The sequence below is a fragment of the Gelidibacter gilvus genome, from assembly GCF_004115975.1.
GTDB lineage: Bacteria > Bacteroidota > Bacteroidia > Flavobacteriales > Flavobacteriaceae > Gelidibacter > Gelidibacter gilvus.
The window spans coordinates 1-20,593 of sequence record NZ_SDDZ01000017.1 but is presented as its reverse complement, the minus strand read 5'-3'; the positions used below and the strand labels follow the sequence as shown (position 1 = coordinate 20,593).

15 protein-coding genes, 1 rRNA gene and 1 pseudogene are annotated in these 20,593 nt (G+C 37.5%); 15 read left to right on the top strand and 2 right to left on the bottom strand.

The features are described from left to right. Positions 1 to 16: 16 nt before the first annotated feature. The 15 genes and pseudogenes from ESZ48_RS17480 (at position 17) to ESZ48_RS17415 (ending at position 17,790) form a co-directional block, all read left to right on the top strand. Positions 17 to 1,159: an acyl-CoA dehydrogenase gene (locus ESZ48_RS17480; protein ID WP_129018796.1), complete on the top strand. Its 1,143-nt coding sequence runs from the start codon at positions 17 to 19 to the stop codon at positions 1,157 to 1,159. Positions 1,160 to 1,413: 254 nt separating this feature from the next. Further along, positions 1,414 to 2,265, top strand: a complete 852-nt coding sequence (locus ESZ48_RS17475) for a helix-turn-helix domain-containing protein (protein WP_129018795.1) — start codon at positions 1,414 to 1,416, stop codon at positions 2,263 to 2,265. Between the two features lie 305 nt (positions 2,266 to 2,570). Next, the gene (locus tag ESZ48_RS17470) at positions 2,571 to 3,224 is read left to right on the top strand and encodes a hypothetical protein (RefSeq protein WP_223266497.1); all 654 of its coding nucleotides are present in this window, start codon (positions 2,571 to 2,573) and stop codon (positions 3,222 to 3,224) included. 11 nt (positions 3,225 to 3,235) lie between these two features. Then, entirely contained in the window at positions 3,236 to 4,294 is a 1,059-nt protein-coding gene (locus ESZ48_RS17465; RefSeq protein ID WP_129018793.1) for a T9SS type A sorting domain-containing protein, read from the top strand. A gap of 24 nt (positions 4,295 to 4,318) precedes the next feature. Beyond that, a complete protein-coding gene (locus ESZ48_RS17460; RefSeq protein WP_129018792.1) occupies positions 4,319 to 4,804 on the top strand; it encodes a T9SS type A sorting domain-containing protein in 486 nt (161 codons plus the stop codon). 4 nt (positions 4,805 to 4,808) lie between these two features. Continuing rightward, complete coding sequence (locus ESZ48_RS17455; protein ID WP_129018791.1) at positions 4,809 to 6,215, top strand: hypothetical protein; 1,407 nt, start codon at positions 4,809 to 4,811, stop codon at positions 6,213 to 6,215. 278 nt (positions 6,216 to 6,493) lie between these two features. Further along, positions 6,494 to 8,578 (top strand): acylase, encoded by a 2,085-nt coding sequence (locus tag ESZ48_RS17450; protein WP_129018790.1) that lies wholly within the window; start codon positions 6,494 to 6,496, stop codon positions 8,576 to 8,578. Positions 8,579 to 8,767: 189 nt separating this feature from the next. Continuing rightward, positions 8,768 to 10,648, top strand: a complete 1,881-nt coding sequence (locus ESZ48_RS17445) for a serine hydrolase domain-containing protein (protein WP_129018789.1) — start codon at positions 8,768 to 8,770, stop codon at positions 10,646 to 10,648. A gap of 106 nt (positions 10,649 to 10,754) precedes the next feature. Then, positions 10,755 to 12,656, top strand: a complete 1,902-nt coding sequence (locus ESZ48_RS17440; RefSeq protein WP_129018788.1) for an alpha/beta hydrolase — start codon at positions 10,755 to 10,757, stop codon at positions 12,654 to 12,656. A gap of 217 nt (positions 12,657 to 12,873) precedes the next feature. Continuing rightward, positions 12,874 to 12,963: pseudogene (locus ESZ48_RS17435) on the top strand (acyl-CoA dehydrogenase family protein); the annotation flags it as partial. A gap of 414 nt (positions 12,964 to 13,377) precedes the next feature. Next, complete coding sequence (locus ESZ48_RS19695) at positions 13,378 to 13,509, top strand: hypothetical protein (RefSeq protein WP_262707999.1); 132 nt, start codon at positions 13,378 to 13,380, stop codon at positions 13,507 to 13,509. A gap of 17 nt (positions 13,510 to 13,526) precedes the next feature. Further along, complete coding sequence (locus ESZ48_RS17430; protein ID WP_129018787.1) at positions 13,527 to 14,174, top strand: hypothetical protein; 648 nt, start codon at positions 13,527 to 13,529, stop codon at positions 14,172 to 14,174. A gap of 11 nt (positions 14,175 to 14,185) precedes the next feature. After that, positions 14,186 to 15,241, top strand: a complete 1,056-nt coding sequence (locus ESZ48_RS17425; protein ID WP_129018786.1) for a T9SS type A sorting domain-containing protein — start codon at positions 14,186 to 14,188, stop codon at positions 15,239 to 15,241. A 235-nt stretch (positions 15,242 to 15,476) separates the two neighbouring features. Further along, positions 15,477 to 16,358, top strand: coding sequence for a helix-turn-helix domain-containing protein (locus ESZ48_RS17420; protein ID WP_129018785.1), 882 nt, complete (start codon positions 15,477 to 15,479; stop codon positions 16,356 to 16,358). A gap of 109 nt (positions 16,359 to 16,467) precedes the next feature. After that, on the top strand, positions 16,468 to 17,790 hold the full coding sequence (locus ESZ48_RS17415) for a vanadium-dependent haloperoxidase (protein ID WP_129018784.1): 1,323 nt from the start codon (positions 16,468 to 16,470) through the stop codon (positions 17,788 to 17,790). Between the two features lie 81 nt (positions 17,791 to 17,871). Here ESZ48_RS17415 and ESZ48_RS17410 read toward each other — a convergent pair whose 3' ends face one another. Together ESZ48_RS17410 and rrf are read right to left on the bottom strand one after the other, a co-directional pair. Continuing rightward, the gene (locus tag ESZ48_RS17410; RefSeq protein ID WP_129018783.1) at positions 17,872 to 20,313 is read right to left on the bottom strand and encodes a helix-turn-helix domain-containing protein; all 2,442 of its coding nucleotides are present in this window, start codon (positions 20,311 to 20,313) and stop codon (positions 17,872 to 17,874) included. Between the two features lie 158 nt (positions 20,314 to 20,471). Continuing rightward, a 5S ribosomal RNA gene (rrf, locus tag ESZ48_RS17405) occupies positions 20,472 to 20,580 on the bottom strand. Positions 20,581 to 20,593 lie beyond the last annotated feature (13 nt).

The following is a 20,593-nucleotide window of genomic DNA, read 5'->3' as shown; positions in this document are numbered from 1 at the left end:
ACAATTATCTTACAACATGGATTTTACACTAACCGAAGAACATAAATTAATACGTGACGCTGCTCGCGATTTCGCCAATACGGAACTCCTTCCTGGTGTTATTGAACGTGACAACAAACAAAAATTCCCAAAGGAATTGGTTAAAAAAATGGGAGATCTTGGCTTTTTAGGCCTTATGGTCGACCCTAAATATGGTGGAAGCGGCATGGATACTATTTCTTACGTGTTGGTGATGGAGGAATTGTCTAAGATAGATGCTTCAGCTTCCGTAATAGTCTCTGTAAATAACTCGTTGGTCTGTTATGGTTTGGAGGCGTTTGCCAGCGAAGAGCAAAAACAAAAGTATTTGACAAAGCTTGCTACTGGCGAGTTTGTAGGTGCTTTTTGTTTAAGCGAGCCAGAAGCTGGAAGTGACGCGACATCTCAAAGAACAACGGCTATTGATAAAGGTGACCATTACCTGCTTAATGGCACAAAAAACTGGATTACTAGTGGAGGACGTGCAGACGTGTATTTGGTGATTGCCCAAACGGATAAGCATAAAGGATCTCACGGGATCAATGCCTTTATTGTTGAAAAAGGAACCCCAGGATTTGATATTGGCCCTAAAGAAGATAAATTAGGAATTAGAGGAAGTGATACGCACACCCTTCAATTTAACGACGTCAAAGTCCCAAAAGAAAACAGAATTGGTGATGACGGTTCAGGATTCCGTTTTGCAATGAAAACCCTTTCTGGTGGACGCATTGGTATTGCAGCACAAGCTTTGGGGATTGCCGGTGGTGCTTATGAATTAGCTTTGAAATATTCAAAAGTACGTAAAGCATTTGGCACAGAAATCTGCAACCACCAAGCTATTGCATTTAAACTGGCAGATATGTATGTAGATATTGAAGCAGCCCGCCATTTGGTGATGAAAGCAGCCTGGGATAAAGACCAAGGCAATAACTACGATGTATCGAGCGCTGTGGCAAAGTTATTCGCCTCTAAAGTGGCGATGGAGCATACGGTGGAAGCAGTACAGATTCACGGTGGAAATGGTTTCGTTAAAGAATATCACGTAGAAAGATTGATGCGTGATGCAAAAATCACACAGATTTACGAAGGCACTTCGGAGATTCAGAAGATTGTGATTTCGAGGAATCTGATTAAGGAATAAACATTTTAAAAGTGTTTTTATATTTGAGACTGTCTTAAAGACAGTCTCTTTTTTTTTATGTCAATTAAAGGGTTCCAAATGCGACGAAATCTCAACGATAAATTGGAGATCATCTATATATAGACCAATCCAATCCATAATTTCTTCGAGCAATCTTGAGAAGGTTTTTAATATATCCTGTCTATTTCATAAGATAATTGTCGTAACTTAATAGCAATCAAAACCTGGATACTAACAAGTTAAACACTCCTAGAATGTTTGAAACTTATTCTCCTTCCATAATTCTTCAACCTTATATCGCATTTTTTTATACCATAAAATGTCACCGTTCGGATTATAAAAACAGTATTAGTGAGTTTTGCATGCCAAGTGGCTATGCACACATGGGATTCCACTTAAGAGGATTATTCTATGTGGTACAAAATAATAAAAAACAAAAACTATCAAGATACTATGCCGTTGGTCAACAAACCGAACGTTATTATATCAATTCGGACTCCAATGATGTCGAATTTTATGGGGTCACATTTCAACCTACGGGATTATGGCATCTTTTCAAACCTAATATGCCCCTTATCACAAATAAGGCTGTTGCAACGAACTCCGTTCTTTCATGCAACCTTAATGAATTCACAGAAAATTTTGAAGCAGAACAATCCACAAAATCAAGAATACAACTTATTGAGAATATTTTTACTGAGCGGCTTTCATCCACGCAACCACAGCAAAATGTTATAGACTCTGCTTTCCAACTTATTAAAGAAAATTATGGCTGCTGCTCCATCAAGTCTCTTATAGGACAACTGGGAATAAGTGAGCGTTATTTAGAAAAGAAATTTAAGACCATGGTGGGTATCACACCTACAACGTATAAGCGCATAGTACGGTTCAATTTTATGTTGGCCGAAATTAAGGCAGATACGATCACAGATTATCAATTATTGAGCGCCTTGTTTAATTATTACGATTTCCCACATTTCTCCAACGATTTCAAAAAATATTGTGGGGTAAGTCCCTCAAAATTCCAGGTGGATAGGTTTGATTTTCTACAAGAAGTTATGGCTTCAAAAGCGTTGCTGAATAGAAATCAGCAAAACCCTTCCTAGCTCACTATAAGCTCCTCATATTCAATTCCTAAAGGGCGGTTTTATACAAGCACAAGCAAGTTAGTATCACTATCTTAACTTGAATTTCTGAAAGACACACATTTTTCCCCACAAAAGTTTTTAGGCATGTTAACCATTGCTGTGATTTAATATTAAGTAAAAAACAAGGGTTTAACTATTTTAATTCGAAAATCTGAATACTCGATGTTAGTTGTTGAGTACTTGGTGGTGCCTTTATCATCTCGTGTTTGTTAACCGGCACCTGTTATACACCAATTTCATATAAACCAAAAACAAATACTATTATGAAAACTCTACTCTCTTCAATCTTCGGATTATTTATGATGATCTCAATGAGCGCTCAAGTAGGCGTCAACAACCCAACACCAGAACAGGCACTGGATGTCAACGGGAAAGTGAAAATCACCAATGATGACACTGCACCAACGGCAGGTACTATGCGCTATGATGCGACATCAAGTGACTTTGAGGGGTACAATGGAAGTCAGTGGAATTCGTTTACGCAGAGTAGGTCTTCTGGGTTGCCTTCTAATCCGGTTCCTATTCATGGATTTTCAGACACATCTTCAGCTAATGGTGGTAGAAGTAGTATAGAATTTCGTCGTTGGGATAATCCTTTGTCTGTCTTTACCGACGTTCCAAGTGGCAAATATTTAATTATAACATCTATCGATTTTCATGCAGGTAGTTATGCTGAAGATAATGCTATATACTCTGTCCAAGTGCAACCTCTTAATCCAACTGGTATTCCAAATTTCTATAGCGATGGAGGCATGTGGTTGTCGTCCAAAGGTGATTTAAACGCAATGAGTAGGAGTAGTGCTCAATCTCCTTTATTTATATTGAGCCCTGAACAACGTTTTAGTGTTGCTAACTCTACTTCATATCCTATATATATGTCAGTCCGTGGTTTCATTGTAGATGATCTTAACTATTAATATCAATAACCATGAGACTTATATATCTATTGATAACACTCGCATCCTGCCAAATTTCATTGGGTCAGAAAGGACTTTATATTGCACCAGAAGCTTATCTCAACACTGAAAATAGTGTCATTACTATTGTCGATGGCGACTTCGTCAATGCGAGCAATAGCACTTTAAATGGTGGCTTTTTACAAATGAAAGGTTTGGACACCCAACCGCATCGCCTAATATTGAAAGATGAAAACACCCTTGACTATTTACAGCTGTACGACACCTCTGTGGTGGAGCTTGATGGCCAATTGGTCCTCAACAAGGAAATCCTTTTTTTAGATACGTCAAAGTTTGAAATGACATCAGACAGTCATGTTACTCTCGGGCCAACTGCAGAAATTGTGGGAGAATTTGACGATAACACTATAATCGGAGCAGATGGTACCTATATAAAAACCACCAGAAACCATACCGCAGGTGTAGGCAATGATTTTGGGCTTATTGGTGTCCATGTTACCAATGGCACCACCTCCATGGAAAGTACAGAAATCTATAGACGCTATGGCATTTTTGACATTAATGGCAATCCAACCGTGAAACGGTATTACGAAATCAATCCCACCGTGAATGAGGCATTGGATATTAATGCACGCTTCTACCTTTCGGATGTGGACCTAAATGGTTTGGAGCGTACCAGTCTGGCGGCTTTTAGAAGTACGGACAATGGCACAACTTTCACCAATGAAGGTGGCACACCGTCAACTTATTTTCATTTGGTTGAACATATAGATTCTTTTTCACTGTGGACTTTTGCGGATGCGTCAACATTAGCAATCGAAAGCATTGGGGATCTGAACAACAGCATTACCATCGCTCCAAATCCTGCAAATTATACGGTGAACATCACTTCTAACCTTGGCAATGTTATCAACGCCATTGAATTGTTTACGCTATCGGGACAGAAGATGGATACAAACTTAAATACTGACAACACTTTTGACGTCCGCAGTTTAGCGGATGGGATTTACATTTTAAAGATCATTTCTCAACATGGATTGGTGACTAAAAAGTTAATTGTAAAAAGATAGATTACAAACTAAAATTTAAATAAGATGAAAAAACTACTCTTATTGCTATGCCTAATGGTCGGTCATGGCATCCACGCACAGACCATTGAAAATCACACGTTCGCTACGGCGGGAGGCGCTTTGACTACGGATAGTTCAAATTTGCAGTTTACCATTGGCGAACCCATAATTGGACTTACTGGTTCTACCCCGTCACTGGATCAAGGATTTTGGGCCATTTTTAGTGCGCAACATACCTTGGGTACTAATATCATAACATTAAAAAGCTCGGAAATAACGGTGTATCCCAATCCCGTATCAAATTATCTTAACATCAGAATGAACCACACCTATCCATATAAAGTAACCTTACTCAATATGCTGGGCCAAAAAATCATGAAAATGGATATGACCAATGGCGCATCCAATGCTCAAATAAATTTAAGCACACTCGATAGCGGAAACTATATCATGTTGCTTTCTATTGCAGAACTTAAAATCTATAAGTCAATTAAAATCATTAAAAACTAAACTTATGAAAGCATATAAAAAACTCCAAAATATTTTAGCAATAGCTGCCATACTGCTATCAAGCTTTGCTTTTGGTCAAGCTCAGACGGAATATATCAACTATCAAGGCGTTGCAAGGGATGCCAGCAATGAAATTTTGGCTAATCAATCTATCCAAATAGGAATTTCCTTAAGATTTGGTTTACCAACCGCAACAGTTTTATACTCGGAAAATCACACCATCACCTCTGATATCAGTGGCGTTTTTAGTTTGCAGATTGGCACAGGAGACGTTACCGCAGGAATCTATAAAGACTTAGAATGGGGCAAACTTGCACCTTATGCCAGCATTTCCCTGAACGGTAGCGACGTTGGCACCGTAGCCTTACAATCTGTTCCTTACGCCAATAGCAGTGGAAAAGCGGTAAATATGCAACTTAATGATCTGACGGATATAGAAGGAACACCAATAAACAATCAAGTATTAAAATGGAATGGTACTTCCTGGATTCCAGGTGACATTTCAGGTAGCAGTTCAATATGGAAAAAAGGAACTGGGAATAATATTTTTTATAATAGTGGAAATGTAGGAATTGGTACTATACAACCTATGCATCCATTAGAAATTAGTTCAAGCACCAGTGAATCTATAAAAATTCAATCAACAAGCCCAAACAATTGGATTGGATTTCACAATAATGAAGGATTTCAAGGATATATGGGAATTAATTGGGACGATAAGGATATTGTTCTTGGAACTGCACTCTTTAATACTACCGGTAAAGTTCATTTAGCAACAAATTCTATTCCTAAATTAACCGTGGCTAGGAATGGTAATGTAGGCATTGGAACTGTGTCTCCCGAAGTAAAACTTGACGTTAGAGGTGGCGATGGTAATCTAATTTCATATGAAGGCGATTTCCGCATAGGCAATAGCACTCACAGATTAAAAATGGGCGTGTTTACTGACGGTCCAGATCTCGGAAGAGCAAGTATTAGAGCGGTTGGTGGCAAAAACGAGTTATACTTAGGCGCTGGACCTGGTCTTGAAACATTAAGGATTAAAGAGGATGCAGTGGAAATTACAAAGAAACTAAAACGGCCAAGTACAGGAAATGCAGATTTGATACCTGTAGCTTATGGTACAATATCTGCTGACGGTACAATTAAAAGTGGGACTGGCAATTTTAGAGTGGAAAGACCTGGGCCGATTGGATACACGCTCGTAATTATTGATTTTGTAAATTTTTCCTCTGCTCACACATCTATAGTTACATTGCAAGGATCTGTGGAGCGTGCATTTATTAGTGCAGGTTCAGAATTTGTGGCTGGGGGATATGCGTTGGCTGTAAAAACTTCTGTACTTAATGACAATGGTCAACCGAATGGAAGAAGTTTTCAGAATTTTTCTTTCGTGGTTTATAAACAATGATTTTGACATCGTTGGTATTTTCCACCAATCAAAACAGTTGGACATGACGCAGGTTGACCGGTCAGTACATGTTTATTGAATTGTCTGAGTGAAAATTGATTAAGCAAGAAAGTATAATTTGCTCCGATAAAAATAAGTATTCAAATGGGCTTAAAGCATTAGGATTAGAATTTTCTAAGCCTCTTAATCACATTCATTTAATATAAATCGAAACCCTCCAAATCTCATAAACCTAAATCGTTAGCCTACATTATTATTAACGTCTAAACCAAAGAAAAATGAAAATTAAACTTCTTTTCGCTCTGGTAGTTTCCTTCGTAACTACCACTTCCGTACAAACACAAAAAATAGAAACCCAAATTGCATGGGATACCTGGGGTGTTCCACATATTACGTCAAATACGGTTGAAGACTTATTTTTTGCTCAAGGTTGGGCCCAAATGCATAATCATGCTAACCTTATTTTAGAGCTTTATGGAAGTTCCAGAGGTAAAGGCGCCGAATATTGGGGACATACTAAATTCGATAATGACATGCTCATCCATACATTGGGATTTGACGCATTGGCCGACGAGTGGGAAATAAATCAAGACCCTTTAGCAAAAAGTATCTACAGCTCTTTTGTAAAAGGAATGAATGCCTATGTAGAAGCACATCCCGAAGCCGTAGATGATAAAAATAAGGTCGTGTTACCGTTAACTACAAAAGACGCAAACATGCATAGTATGTACGTTATTTTCTCTCGTTTTATTGCAGGGAGTGATCTAGGACGTGTGCAACAATGGCCGGATTTAGGATCAAACGCCTGGGCCATTTCACCAAAGCGGTCGGCTTCTGGTAACGCATTGTTACTTCAAAATCCTCATTTGCCATGGTTTAATGAATTTTTGTTTTTTGAATCCCATTTAAATTTAAATGGAAAAAATATGTACGGTTCAACACTGGTCGGAATCCCTGGAATTGTTGTTGGTTTTAATGAAGACCTTGGCTGGAGCCATACCGTTAATACCATTGACAACGCAGACACTTACGAATTAGAACTGAAAGATGGTGGCTATCTCCTGGATGGCGAGCGAAAGGAATTTGAAGCCTCAACAACCACTATCAGAGTGAAGCAGGAGGATGGCACTATCATTGACAAAGAAATTCCCGTCATGAAATCGGTTCATGGCCCAATCGTTAAGAAAACCGAAGATAAAGTTCTAGCCTTGCGAATTGCGGGCTTGGATAGACCTAATATGGTATTGCAATGGTGGCAAATGATCAACAGCTCTACGTTCAATGAATTTGAGGATGCTTTAAAAATGGCACAGATTCCTTTTTTTAATGTCATTTACGCCGATAAGCAAGGTGAAATTTTCTATTTGTTTAATGGATTGGTACCAAAGCGAAGTTCAGGTGACTGGGCGTATTGGGATCGAGTAATTCCTGGTGGAAAATCTGCCGATGTATGGGCCGATGTTCATGATTATACCGACTTGCCCAAAGTTAAAAATCCAAAAAGCGGATGGCTTCAAAATGCCAACGATCCACCTTGGACATGCACCATACCAATGGTCTTAAATCCTAAAGATTATCCCGCATATATGTCTCCTATAAGTATGTCGTTCAGACCCCAACGTTCCGCAAGAATGCTTATGGAAGATGAATCTATAACCTTTGACGAGTTGGTAGATTACACGTTTTCTACACGTCTGGAATTCGCAGACAGGATTTTAGATGATTTGTTTGCTGCGGTTGATGCTTCAGATTCAGAAAAAGCAAACCAAGCCAAAATAGTATTGGAAAACTGGGACAGAGAAGCGAATGCAGACAGTAAAGGCATGCTTTTGTTCTATAATTGGGCAAGTAAATTTAAGGTTTGGAAGGATTCCAATTACGCCGTACAATGGAATATTGAAGCACCAAATACCACTCCCGACGGTCTAGCTGACCCTAAAGCAGCAGTTCAATTACTAGAACAAGCGGCTACGGAAATAGAAACCAAATTTGGAAATTTAGAAAGTCCTTGGGGTGATTACTATAGAATTAAATATAATGGCAAAAATCTACCTGCAAACGGCATTGATGGTTCATTAGGAGTATTTAATGTGGCATGGCCAGGAGGCGCTGATGACAACAACATGTATGTTGGTGGCGGAGATTCTTGGATAGGGGTCATTGAGTTTGGCGATGAAGTCAAAGCAAAAGTTTTACTAACCTATGGTAATGCCACTCAAAAAGATTCTCCTCATAATGGTGATCAGTTAGAATTATTCTCTAAAAAAGAGATGCGTGACGCTTGGCTTACGAAAGATGACATTGAATCGAATACTGAAAGGATTGAGGTGTTGAATGGGAACGGGTTTAGGGTGAGGGAATGATTTAATTGGTGATTTTGTTATTTGTCCATTGTTGGTGTTTTCCACCAACAATTTTAAATGGGTAATAGTTCTGTACAACGGATTGAGCAATAGAAGCCGATCTGATTAGAACCGTATATGCAAGTTGGTTTGAAACTTTAAGCTTACAAAATTGTATGCCATCAATAAACCGAATAAATAGTTGATCTTATGAAACTAAATCATTATACATTTCGAGTTTACTTCCTTCTTTTTATTTTCTTACAGGCAAGTCCTTTTTTTAGTCAAGAAAAAGAATCCATAATCCCGACCTCAATACCTGAATTACAAAGTGCCATAGAAGCAGTTTTGAGAGAAACAAACACACCTGCTGTAGGACTGACATTGGTAAATGAAAACGGGGTAGTTTGGACAAAATCCTTGGGCACAGCAGATATTGAGAATGACATAGATGCAGATGAAAAGACGATGTTCCGCATCGGTTCAGTTTCTAAAATGTTTGTTTCGCTTGCTATACTTAAGCTACAGGAAGAAGGCTTGCTAAGCCTAAAAGACAAAGTTAGAGACCTCGTACCAGAAGTTGAGTTTGAGAATGCATGGCAAGAGACTTCCCCCATTTTGGTAGAACACTTGCTGGAACACACCACAGGTTGGGATGACTACCATGATGTTGAAATAGCTACAGATGGCTTGAAGTTAAGCCTCAAAGAAGCCATCGATTTTCATCCCCATTCTCGCATTTCTCGTTGGGTACCGGGCACACGCTTTGCCTATTCCAATTCAGGACCAGGCGTTGCGGCATACATCGTAGAGAAAATTACTGGTAAAACTTTTGAAGATTATATTCGAGAGACCTTTTTTGACCCGATGGGTATGGAGAGTATGACTTATTTTACTGATTCGGAAGCATACAAACAACATGGCGCAAAACTTTATATAGATGGAAAACAGGCAAATATCTGGAATGTATTAATGAGACCTTCGGGTACGATCAATACTAAGCCAACAGACATGGCCAATATGGTGTCGTTCTTTATAAATAGAGGAAAAATTGACAGTGTGCAGCTTATTAGCGAAGCCTCACTGCAACGCATGGAAACACCCTCTACAACTATTGGCGCCCAAGCTGGATTAGAAGTTGGCTACGGATTGTCTAACTCTTCTTCACCATACAAAAACGTGGTTTACAGGAAACACGCGGGCAGCGTTATGGGCGCTCTGGCCGATTTATCTTACTTACCGGAATATAACCTTGGCTATGCAGTCATGACCAATTCAAGTGATAGACAAGCAATGCAACGTATCATCAACCTCATACGGGCTTTCCAATTGAAAGACATTATAGACGAAAGTTCGAAAGGCCCAAACCTAACAGCAAACAATGAAGCAGATGTGACAGGATACTATATAAATATAAATCCAAGAAGCCAGCTATTTTATTTTTTGGAACGTCTTTCTAATGCACAAAAAATGACCTATAAAAAAGATACACTGATTATCAATAATGCTTTTGATGGAGAGGACTTAAGAGCCTATATTCAGATCAACGAAAATCAATTTGTATCGCCAGAAACAGGTAAAATATCCATGGTGAGGGCGCAAGACCCACTTGCGGGAGAAGTTTATCAAGAGGGTGTCCAAGTCTTAAAACCTGTTTCAGCACTCATAGTTTTTGGTCAACTCATTATTTTAGTCTTGTGGCTGTTAGGAATTATAACAGCCATTCTTTTTGGGACAGTTTGGTCAATTCGTCTCTGGATGGGTAAGTTGACTGGAGGCGAAAATATTTGGATTCGATTATGGCCACTTATTTCTAGTGCATTTGTGGTGGTAGCCTATATTACAATCTTTTCAGAGTATTCAAATTTTTCTGAGGTTTTTGGTAATGTAACCTTACCTTCAATTACGGTTTTAATATCATTGATTGGTTTTGCCTTGGTATCAATATGGTCGGTGTATTACCTTTTTAAAGTGCGCAAAGCGAAAATTAAAAAACTAACCTATTGGTATTCTGCAACTTTAATCTGTTTGCACTTTTTGGCTACTTGCTATTTTTTATGGTGGGGAGCTATAGTACCAACATGGAATTAAAAGTAATACACTAAAAATATTCAGTAATCAATAAAAGTAAAAATCTATAAATAGGCCATTGATGGTATTTTCCACCAACAATTTCTAATGTCTTAAATTAAAGATCATGAAAAAATTAATCACTCTATTAACAATTGGCATTATTTCAATACACTATGCAACAGCACAGGACATCGGCAAAATAACCAAATCAGATTGCTTTTTAAAGGATTGCACCCTGTTGGATAACGGCCCCAAGATTGAATTTGGATATATCACGGTGCCGGAAAATTATTCTAATCCAACTAATAAAACCTACCAAATTGCCTTCATCATTATTAAAGCAAGAAATGGTAACAATAAGCCAGACCCAATCCTTCAATTCATTGGAGGTTGGGGAGCTGCTTCCATCGAAAGAATGCGGTCATGGACAAATCATAAATTGACTGAAGACCGAGACATGATCTTATATGATTATAGAGGCCTGGGCTATTCAGAACCCGATTTGAGCAAAATTACATCAGATTATGAGGAAGGGGAAATACCATACAACTCACAGGAGGCAGAAAAATATATGACTCGTAAAATCAACAAAACTTTAGATGCGCTGGAAGAAAATAATATTGATATCAATATGTTTGGCACAGACACCAACGCTAAAGACGGTCTTCTATTGGCAGAAAATTTGAGTTATGAAAGTTATAATCTTTTAGGGATTTCAAACGGAACTTTAGTCGTTCAAAATTTTATCCGCCTTGCAGAAAACTCAAGTGTCAACATACGTTCGGCGATTTTAGATTCAAATGTTCCAGTCGCTTATCCACTCCACCCCGAGTTATCTCCAAATTTCAGTAACAGTCTCAACCATATTCTGACGGACTGCGCCCAAGACCCTGATTGTAACGCTAAATATCCCAATTTGAAGTCACGCTATAAAACTTTTCTCCAAAGCTTAGATGAACATCCTTTAGAAATGACCACGGCAAAGGGTGACAACATTCATTTTGGAAAATTTCGAGCGAATGAAATATTATTTGTGATGTTATATAGAAGAGATCTCTATCCCTATATTCCTTTGGTTATTGAGAGTATGATTAACAAAGACCAAAGTGCCATTCTAAAATATTACGCATTTGCAAAAACTATGAGTGCAGATACTTCAGGTGCATTAGTATCTCCCATTATTTATACCTACGATGCAAAATTGATCCGCGATACATCCAAGACGCTTTTAGAAACTGTTATCTCTGAAGATGCCGAGTTTGTACTCGAAGAAAACTATAGCGATTTCTATTATACTGATCAGCGGATAGTACAAGATAGCTCCGCAATTTTAGCAATTCAAACAGACATCCCATCACTTATTTTGGCTGGGAGTTATGATCCGATAACGCCTCCATCGTGGAGTGAAAAGATACGACCCAATTTTAAAAACCACTATTATTATAATATTCCGAAAATCGGTCATGGCGTTGTTATGCAACCCTGTGGGGCAGATATCGGATTGGCATTTTTAAATAATCAAAAACCCGAAAACACTTGCGAAGAGGAATTGGGGGACAACACCATCGATTTTGTGGCTGGATATTACAAAAACTTAAAAATTGAAAAATTACTGACGCATTTATTTACGTTAAACTGGTTTTTAATTATCGCACTCTCATTGGTCATTCTAATAAGCCTCGTCAGCTTTGTAATTGGACTCATAAAAATAGTTCGAAAGAGAAGCTCTAACGTCGGCAATTGGGTGACCGTAAATTCATTTTTAATTTTAGCCACCCTTAGTGGATTAACATTAATAATATTACAAACGATAGAAGAGAAGCCAGTCTTGATAGTTGTGGGTTTGATAAAGTCCGCCAATTATATCTTATGGCTAGTTCCGTTAATAGTATTAATAAGCGTTATCCTGGTTATAAAACTAATAAAGAAAGAACGATTTTTAGTCATTCAAAAAATTGCATTTGTAGCATGTATTGTATTTTGTGTGATTGCTTTAAATTACGCATTGTTTCCTAATTTTTCATAGGGCAAATAAGTATTCCACAATCAACGATGTGCAAGATTATTATCATATCCAGAAGAATAAAAATAGACCCCATAAATTAATTCATGGGGTCTGTATGGTTTTATAGTTTTATTTATACTCTTTAGAATTGAACGATCACTCGCTAATTTGCCTATATAACTGAGCATATGAGTATACTTTTATAAAAAATAATGGAGCCCTAATCATAAACTCGTTTCTTATGCGTGATGCGAAGATTACTCAGATTTATGAAGGGACTTCCGAGATTCAGAAAATTGTGATTTCCAGAAACCTTATTAAAGAATAATATTTTTAAATTTAGATACGAAAGACTCAACTTAGGTTGGGTCTTTTTTTTTGATTAATTTCTTTAATTATTAATGGTCTAAAAAACAATTTTAAACATATCAAATACACGTTTAAAATTACCGATTGTAATATAATAACTTCTATTGCCACATTATCCTACAATTTATTGAGCTTTAGACTCCTCATACTAAGATATAATTTACAGATTCTCAATCGTCTGACACATAGCAACTAATATCTCCATGTTACATCTGTTGCACACTTTGTTACAATAGTGCAATCCCTACTTACAGACAATAAGTAATTTTAAAAAAAAAATAATCTTAAAAACCAATACACATGAAAACAAAGGTTAAGCTAATTATTGCAAGCCTGTTTTATTTCACTTCCTATACTAATAACATTAAAGTCAGTGGCGTTTTCCGTAGGCGGTGCTAATGGTGATGAAGCTGGTAAATTTTATAGTGGCTCTTCTACAGTATCTTCTACTATTGCATCAGAAAAAGGAGTGGTGACCAAAAAATTGATTGTAAAAAATAACTAATTAAAACAAATAATATTATGAAAACACTATTAACAACATTTTTCGGATTTATAATTATGATATCCATGAACGCCCAAGTTGGCGTAAACAACTCCAGCCCAGAACAGGCACTTGACGTTAATGGTAAAATCAAGTTGACCGATGATGCTACAACACCAACTAAAGGCACCATGCGTTATAATGACTCAGAAGGTTCTTTTGAAGGACATAACGGTACGCAATGGAATTCTTTTTCGGCAAAACCTACAGCATCACTACCTACAAATCCAGTTCCAGTATATGGATATTCTTCTGGGATTGGAAAAAATGAAAGAGAATCTTTATCATTCAGTTCATGGACGAGTGTTGTTAACTACAAAACGCCCCCTAGTGGCAAACTTTTGGTTGTTACAGGTATTTATCCGCGCCCAAATGGACTTTCAAAGGATGCTAATTTCCAGTTCTCGATTGGAGTTTCGTCAAGTTTAAATGGTAGCCCCATAATTTCAACTTCCATGGTCATTTTTGTTGAAACCAATGTAACTATGCCCATTGTGGGAGATAGTGCTCCCTTATTTGTTTTAAATCCCGGGCAATATTTAACTGTAATCCACGAAAGCTCCTCATCAATTAACTTTATTAATATGAACATTCGCGGTTTTCTGGTAGATGATCTAAACTATTAAAACAAAGCATTATGAAAACTTTATACTTATTAGCAACGTTGGCAATATGCCAAATCTCACTATGCCAAAATGGACTATATATTTCCTCGGGAGGAGCTCTCCATAATGAAAATAGTGTCATTACCGTTGTAGATGGCGACTTTGTAAACGAAAGCGCTACCGTATTGAATGGCGGAACGCTCCAAATGAAAGGTTTGGATGGCAACCCTCACGATATTGAGTTAAGCCACCCAAATACCATTGATTATTTAGAGCTTTATGGCACATCCCCTGTTGCGCTAAAAGGTCAAGTAACCCTTAACAGGGAACTTTTTTTTAATGACACTTCAAGTTTTAATCTAACCACGGCCAGTCATGTAACCCTTGGGCCAACCGCAGAGATTGTTGGCGAATCAAATACGAATCCAATAACCGGAGCAGACGGCACTTACATTAAAACCACAAGAAACCATACCGCCGGCATTACCAATGATTTTGGACTTATAGGAGTGGTGACCTATAATGGAAGTGCATCCATGGGAAGTACGGAGATTTACAGACGCTACGGCGCTCTTGACATTAACGGAAACGCTACGGTTAAACGGTATTACGAAATTAACCCAACTGTTAACTCAGGTTTAAATATCGAGACACATTTTTATATTTCGGATGTTGATTTAAACGGATTGGAACGATCAAAACTTGCGGCCTATAGAAGTACTGACAATGGTGTAACGTTTACTAATGAAGGTGGCACTCCAGAAACCTTCCTCCATGCTGTAACCAATATAGATGCTTTTTCTATATGGGCCTTTGCGGATGCTTCCACATTAAGCATCAATCCGAGTGATTTAGAACATAGCATTTGGCTATTTCCGAACCCTGCCAATAACCAGGTTAATATCACATCCCAATTTGGAACCATCGTATATGCTATCGAATTATTTTACGTTACAGGTCAAAAGATTAGCACACCCGTCTTGAAAAACAATACATTTGATGTAGGCAATCTATCTGATGGAATTTATTATATAAAAATTCAATCTCAATATGGCGCAACGACTAAAAAATTGATGGTCAAGAAATAGATTAAAAATACATCCATACTTTTAAAAGACTCAACTTAGGTTGGGTCTTTTTTTTCGGATAAAAAGTTTAGTGGGGCGTTGTCAATGCTTTCAGACTTTTAGTGGCATGCATTATATTTTTACTTCCGCTCCATTGGTTATTTTCATCAGAAATAAAAGTCTCATAGCCGTATTACTGAATATAATGAGTAACTTTAATTACTATAGTTTTGGAAATCAATAAAGTACCACAGTTATGTTGAATGTTTATGAAGCCTTTCAGGAAGACCCCGAGTATTTTAAAACTTTACGGGTAAACGACAACCTACTGATTAACTATAATTGTCCTCAAATGGAGACTTGGGCTAATTTAATGACTAGTTTGAATCATATAATCTATACCGTTGAAGGAGAAAGAAGATTAGTTAGACCTGAGAAACGTATAGATGTTAAAAAAGGCTCATTGATTTTTTTAAGGAAGGGAGCTTTTCAGCAAGGTAAGTTCCATAAAGAAGATTGGCAGGTAGTCGTTTTTGCCGTTCATGACCGCTATATCAGTAGTTTCATCAATGAATTCCGTGACAGACTGAAGCCACAACCTATTGTAGCAGAGTCAAAAAAGGAGTTACTTTTTACTATCGGTACAAATGAAATCACTCACGCTTATTTTAATGGCCTATTACCCTATTTTATAAAGCATCCACCGCCTCAAGAAAGTGTTTTGGAGCTGAAACTTCGTGAGCTATTATTTAGTATCTTTTTCGATAAAGCAAATTCCAGGTTATTATCGTATCTCGATAATGTAGTCAATGACGACAAGTCTGCTTTTATCGATATCATGGAATCTAATTATATGTTTAATCTTTCCTTATCCGATTTTTCTAAACTCACTGCTCGCAGTCTAACAACCTTCAAAACCACTTTCTTTAAACTATTTAATACAAGTCCGGGGAAATGGTTAATTCAAAAACGCTTAGAGTTAGCCTGCCAAATGTTACACAATTTAAATAAACCAATCAATGATATCGCCTTCGAAAGTGGCTTTAAAAGTGTCACTCATTTTAATCGCATCTTTAAAGTTAAGTTTAAAAAAACACCTTCAGATTATAGAAAACAATTGAAAAATAGGCCTGATTAATAAATTTGACTTCAAGGATAAATCTTACGCCTTTACAGATAATTGCTGAAGTAGACTTTCATATACATTTGTATCATACTGTTAATAAACAATTTAAATCTTAAAAGCTATGATACTTCGTAAACTCTCTTTTTTATTTCTGTCCTTCGTATATCTATTTACATTTGGCTCATGTGATAGTGGATCTGAAATTCCAGAGGCCATTCCAAACAATGTTAATGCTCATTCATCCGATATGGTCATTAAATGGCTTGACATTCAACTTAACATGTTGCGAATACCATTGGCAGAAGGTACAGGCTCACAAGCTTCTGGAAGAGCACAGGCTTATTGTGGAATAGCCTTATATGAATCTTTAGTTCAAGCCATGCCCTCGCATGTATCAATGCAGGGTCAATTGACCGATTTTCCTACAATGCCTAAGCTAGAACCAGACAAAATATATTATTGGCCAGCAGTAGCGAATGCCACTTTAGCTGAAATGAACAGAAAATTATTCTCGCTTACTTCCGATGCTAATAAATCAAGAATTGATAGTCTGGAAAATTCCATGAATTCAATCTATTCACAAGAAGTTGATGCCGATATTTTAGAACGTTCTATTGGTTTCGGAAAAGAAATAGCATTAAAAGTATATGAGTGGGCAGCTACAGATGGATTTGCTAATACCAACCCTCCATACGTCCCAACTGGCGAGGTCGGAACTTGGGTTAGCACTCCCCCAAATTTTCCAAAGCCTGCAAATCCTTACGCTTCCCAGCATAGGTTGCTTACGCCAGGTGTAAGCATCGGGGTAGCTTTGGATCCACCATCTCCATATTCTTCTGAACCTGAATCGGCTTTTTATAATATGGTAAAAGAGGTATACGACATATCGCAAGTACTTACACCTGATCAAAAAGCCATGGCTCTTTATCATAGAGATGTTCCCGGGTATCCTGGGGGAGGCCATTTTATTGCGATTTTGTCGCAGGTATTAAGTACCGCAAACCCTAAACTGGATCAGGCTGCTATTGCTTATGTTAAATGTGGAATAACTCAATATGACGCAGGTGAGATGTGTTTTACGGATAAGTATGCCTACAAAGTTGTACGACCCATTACCTATATTCGTGATGTGATGGGGCACACTTCTTGGAACGCTTTATTTAATACACCTGGCCATCCCGAATTCCCCGCAGCGCACGCTTATGTAAGTGCAGCGTTTGCAGGGGCGCTCACCAGCGTATTTGGAGATAATTTTCAATTCACACTTAACACCTACGAGTATTTGGATTTGCCTGCAAGATCTTATAATTCCTTTGCAGAGATGTCTAAGGAAATGGCAGATAGCCGAGTTTTTGGAGGTATTCATTATCAAGCATCTTGTGACAAAGCAAGGATTGCCGGCAATAAAGTAGCCCAGAATATATTATCACAAATAAACTTTTAAAACAAGAAAATGCTTTGCTATACTTCTTATGGACATATAATAAACTAACAAGAGTTTCGAATATTTTCGAAACTTTTGTTTTTATTCAGAAATAAAATTTAGCACTAAACGAATATCATTATAACTGTATTTATCATTAAGCTGACGTTTCAAATCAGATAGATTCTCGAATTTATGCTTTGGGATGAGTTCTGTCAACTCTTTAAAATGTTCTTCTGAAATTAAATCGGTCAATTTCACTTCTCCTGAATCCAAAAATTTAGATAAATGACCAAAGATGGTGCCTGTAGTCAATTCCCGTTCTTTGGCAATTTCAAAAATCGATTTTCCTGCTTGAAATAATGCGAATGATATTTCAGCCGATTCGCCCACGCCGACCTTTTCCCTTGTTGCGGGCTTAACTTTAACAGGAGGGGTATCATCGGTTTCAATATCATTTTCGTCACAGTAAGCTTTGATGACCTCCAAAATTTGATCCCCATATTTCTCAACCCGCACTTTTCCCATATCAACTATTTCCAAAAGCTGTTTTTTAGTTACCGGTAGCACTTCACAGATCTCATAAAGAGCTTTTTGAGTAAAAACCTGATAGTGGATCAAGTCATTTTCATTCGCAATTTCATTCCGCAATTCACGTAACAGCTCAAATAATTCGATATTGACCGTCCCATCAATAACTGAAGCTCTTGACTTTTTAGGTTTATCTTTGGTTAGGAATACCGATTTGGCTCTTAATTCCAGAAATTTCTGAGTAGAAAATCCTTCGGCCAATCCATTGAAATAGGAGAGTTTAGCGGCCAAAAGTTCTTCAATGACATCTAGACTTTTAATTAAATCATTTTCAATTGCCTTATTATCTGTAGAATAATTGAAGGCTTTTAAGGCATCTACAATACATTTTTCAGTTTCGGTTTTGAAATAGTCAATTGCCTTTTTAAATCGCTCTTGAATCGAACTATTGGTTTCAGGTAAACTCTCATCATCCAAAATTTGTTTCAATTGGTTATTGAAACTATTACTCAGCTTTAAGAAATTGGTAATTCCATCCTTCATCATGGTTAATGGTGATTCCACATTTCCTTGGATACTGCCCCTATTTTTATAAAATATATCTAACAACCGATTAATAGGATATAAGAATTCATAAAAATTAAATATCTCATGAATGGATTCAAGTTGAAATGCATTTTTAGCCAATTCTAAAGCTTCCTCGTCAGGTTGATTCTCAGATGTTGATTTGGTAAATGAGCTGACCTGATGGTCATTAATAATTTGGCTTGAATCAATTTTACTTTTTAACACAAGACCTTCCAAAGATTTACATCTGCTTAATGCCACATAGGTTTGTCCATGTGCAAAAGCACCTTGCGCATCCACAATGGCTTTTTCGAAGGTCAGACCTTGGCTTTTATGTATAGTAATGGCCCAAGCCAAGCGCAACGGAATCTGAGTAAAAGACCCGATTTTATCTTCCGTTATCGCTTTGGTTTCAGCATTTACTGAGTAATTGATGTTTTCCCATTCTTCCCGAGTTGTATTGATATTATAATCATCATCAGGGCATTTGACAACCACTTCATCTTTATCCAAAAAAATGACCTTACCAATCTTACCATTAAAATAGCGTTTTTCAGGTGAGCTGTCATTCTTAATAAACATTACTTGTGCACCGACTTTTAATTGGAGTTCTTCTTTATTTGGGAAGGCATAATCCGGAAATTTCCCAGACACTTTCGCCTTATACGTATATTCTTTTGTGGTTAAAGCTTCCAATTCCGTGGCATTGACCATTTCTGCTCTATTGTTATGAGTGGTCAGTGCGATATAACCTTCCTTAGGATCAGGTTTAAAGTCCTTAATATAGCGTTTGTTCAACTCATCCGCTGAAGCTTGTGACAAGGTGTTGTTTCTGATTTCATTTAGAATTTCAATAAACTTAGGATTTTCCTGTCTGTAGATATGCCTAAGCTCAATGGTTATGGCATGGCAATTTTGATACGCATGACTACTAAAGAAATAGCCGGTTTGGTAATATGTTTTTAAGAGTTGCCATTCGTTTTCTCTAATTACTGGCGATAGTTGCTGCAAATCTCCAATCATCAAAACCTGAACCCCTCCAAAGACTTTATTTCTATCTCTAAAGCGTTTTAAGGTTTTATCAATACCGTCCAATACATCAGCGCGAACCATACTTATCTCGTCGATAATCAGTAGATCCATGGACTTAATAATATCAATTTTGGTTTTACTGAATTTTCTATTGAAACCAGAGGAATTATGGAAATCAGAATCGGGCAAGATAGGCCCAAACGGAAGTTGAAAAAAAGAATGGATCGTCACGCCTTTGGCATTAATTGCAGCAACACCAGTTGGTGCGACCACAACAATACGCTTTAATGAGTTATGCTTTAAATTATGTAAAAATGTAGTCTTTCCAGTACCAGCCTTACCCGTTAGGAAAACGCTTTGATTGGTAGTGTTCACAAAATTCCAAGCTAATTCAATATCTTTATTTGTCTCCATTTTAAGCTATTTGGTCAGAGCAATTGAAAATACAAAAATTGCCCAATATTTGAATGTCTAACGGAGTAAAATTAAGCTATTTCTAAGAAGTTAAGCCAGGGAACCTTGACCTATATAAACAAAAAAAGTCCCCAACATTTCTGTTGGGGACTCTCTAAAAAAGGCGACGACCTACTCTCCCACGAGATGCAGTACCATCGGCGCAAACGGGCTTAACTTCTCTGTTCGGAATGGTAAGAGGTGAGCCCCGTCGCTATAACCACCTTAAGTCATAGCTGCG

What these genes read in the sequence shown, in the direction of transcription:
- ESZ48_RS17480 (WP_129018796.1), top strand. Translation starts at nt 17, where the DNA reads ATGGATTTTACACTAACCGAAGAACATAAATTAATACGTGACGCTGCT.
- ESZ48_RS17475 (WP_129018795.1), top strand. Translation starts at nt 1,414, where the DNA reads ATGTTTGAAACTTATTCTCCTTCCATAATTCTTCAACCTTATATCGCA.
- ESZ48_RS17470 (WP_223266497.1), top strand. Translation starts at nt 2,571, where the DNA reads ATGAAAACTCTACTCTCTTCAATCTTCGGATTATTTATGATGATCTCA.
- ESZ48_RS17465 (WP_129018793.1), top strand. Translation starts at nt 3,236, where the DNA reads ATGAGACTTATATATCTATTGATAACACTCGCATCCTGCCAAATTTCA.
- ESZ48_RS17460 (WP_129018792.1), top strand. Translation starts at nt 4,319, where the DNA reads ATGAAAAAACTACTCTTATTGCTATGCCTAATGGTCGGTCATGGCATC.
- ESZ48_RS17455 (WP_129018791.1), top strand. Translation starts at nt 4,809, where the DNA reads ATGAAAGCATATAAAAAACTCCAAAATATTTTAGCAATAGCTGCCATA.
- ESZ48_RS17450 (WP_129018790.1), top strand. Translation starts at nt 6,494, where the DNA reads ATGAAAATTAAACTTCTTTTCGCTCTGGTAGTTTCCTTCGTAACTACC.
- ESZ48_RS17445 (WP_129018789.1), top strand. Translation starts at nt 8,768, where the DNA reads ATGAAACTAAATCATTATACATTTCGAGTTTACTTCCTTCTTTTTATT.
- ESZ48_RS17440 (WP_129018788.1), top strand. Translation starts at nt 10,755, where the DNA reads ATGAAAAAATTAATCACTCTATTAACAATTGGCATTATTTCAATACAC.
- ESZ48_RS17430 (WP_129018787.1), top strand. Translation starts at nt 13,527, where the DNA reads ATGAAAACACTATTAACAACATTTTTCGGATTTATAATTATGATATCC.
- ESZ48_RS17425 (WP_129018786.1), top strand. Translation starts at nt 14,186, where the DNA reads ATGAAAACTTTATACTTATTAGCAACGTTGGCAATATGCCAAATCTCA.
- ESZ48_RS17420 (WP_129018785.1), top strand. Translation starts at nt 15,477, where the DNA reads ATGTTGAATGTTTATGAAGCCTTTCAGGAAGACCCCGAGTATTTTAAA.
- ESZ48_RS17415 (WP_129018784.1), top strand. Translation starts at nt 16,468, where the DNA reads ATGATACTTCGTAAACTCTCTTTTTTATTTCTGTCCTTCGTATATCTA.
- ESZ48_RS17410 (WP_129018783.1), bottom strand. Translation starts at nt 20,313, where the DNA reads ATGGAGACAAATAAAGATATTGAATTAGCTTGGAATTTTGTGAACACT.